This window comes from Streptomyces sp. NPDC059900 (assembly GCF_050270335.1).
Taxonomy (GTDB): domain Bacteria; phylum Actinomycetota; class Actinomycetes; order Streptomycetales; family Streptomycetaceae; genus Streptomyces.
In genome coordinates, this window is sequence record NZ_JBNNJZ010001084.1 from 1 (window position 1) to 1,425 (window position 1,425).

The 1,425-nt window shown below is 71.1% G+C and carries 2 protein-coding genes; both read right to left on the minus strand.

All coding sequences use genetic code 11. The annotated features are described in order from the left end of the window. Positions 1-20 precede the first annotated feature (20 nt). Positions 21-1,166 carry a galactonate dehydratase gene (dgoD, locus tag ACQKIP_RS47420; RefSeq protein ID WP_365855864.1) on the minus strand — a complete coding sequence of 382 codons (1,146 nt, stop codon included), beginning with the start codon at positions 1,164-1,166 and terminating at the stop codon, positions 21-23. A 56-nt stretch (positions 1,167-1,222) separates the two neighbouring features. After that, positions 1,223-1,425: SDR family oxidoreductase (locus ACQKIP_RS47425; RefSeq protein ID WP_427745865.1), on the minus strand; the 203-nt coding region annotated here is incomplete at its 5' end.

Genomic DNA, 1,425 nt, shown 5'->3' on the forward strand with positions numbered 1-1,425 from the left:
CTATGGTGCTTGACGGTCCCTCACCACTCGGCGAAGGAGCCGTCCTCGTGCCGCCACACCGGGTTGTGCCAGTCGGCCTGGCTGTCGTCGGCCGCGCGTACCGCCTTCTCGTCGATCTCGATGCCGAGACCCGGTCCTGTGGGGCGCAGCAGATGGCCCTGGTGGAAGCGGAACACTTCGGTGTCCGTGAGGTAGGACAGGACGTCGGCGCCGGTGTTGTAGTGGATGCCGATCGACTGTTCCTGGATGAGGAAGTTGGGGACGCTGACGGCGATCTGCAGGCTGGCGGCCAGCGAGACCGGGCCCAGGGGGCAGTGCGGGGCGATGAGGGTGTCGAAGGTCTCGGCGAGCGAGGCGATGCGGCGGACCTCGGAGATGCCGCCCGCGTGGGACAGGTCGGGTTGCAGGACCGCGATCCCTGCTTGCAGGGCGGGCAGCACGTCCTGCCGCGAGAAGAGACGCTCGCCGGTGGCGATCGGCACCGGCGAGGAGGCCACCAGGCCCGGCAGCAGGTGGCCGTACTCCGGCAGGAGCGGCTCCTCGACGAACATCGGGGCGAGCGGGGCCAGGTGCGGCAGCAGTTGGCGGGCGTTCGCGGCGTGGAAGCGTCCGTGGAAGTCAAGGGCGAAGTCCCTTCCGGAGCCCAGGACTTCGCGGGCGGCGGTGGCGCGGGTGACGATCTCGTCGATGTCGGCGACGGTGGCAAGACGGTTCATGCGTCCGCTCGCGTTCATCTTGACCGCGGTGAAGCCCGCCTCGACCTGGGCGGTCACCTGCTCGGTGATGTGGGCGGGACTGTCTCCGCCCACCCAGCTGTAGGCGCGTACCCGCTCGCGGACCGGGCCGCCCAGAAGCACGTGCACCGGCACGCCGAGGCGCTTGCCCGCGATGTCCCACAGGGCCTGGTCGAGTCCGGCCACCGCGCTGGAGAGGACCGGGCCGCCCCGGTAGAAGGAGCCCTTGGTCATGACCTGCCAATGGTCCTCGATGCCCGAGGGGTCCTTGCCGACGAGGAGTTCGGCCAGCTCGTGCACGGCCGTACGGACGGTGGCCGCGCGCCCCTCGACCACCGGCTCGCCCCAGCCGACCACGCCCTCGTCGGTCTCCACGCGGCACAGCAGCCAGCGGGGCGGCACGGAGAACGTCTCGACACGGGTGATCTTCATGGAGTGAACCTCCTTGAACGGCAGGGAACATGGGCTCTTCGGGGGACGGGCCCGGCTCAGGCGGACGTCTTGTACACGCTCCATCCGCCGTCCACCACCAGGCTGGCCCCGGTGACGAAGGACGCCTCGTCGCTCAGCAGGAACGCCGCGCTCGCCGCGACCTCCTCCGGGCGGCCGAGGCGGCCCGCGGGGGTCTGCTCGATGCTGCGCGCCCGGTCGTCGGCGCCGATCGCGTCCCAGGCGCGGGTCAGGATGGGCC

Coding starts and splice junctions, on each gene's coding strand:
- dgoD (WP_365855864.1), bottom strand. CDS start 1,166: ATGAAGATCACCCGTGTCGAGACGTTCTCCGTGCCGCCCCGCTGGCTG.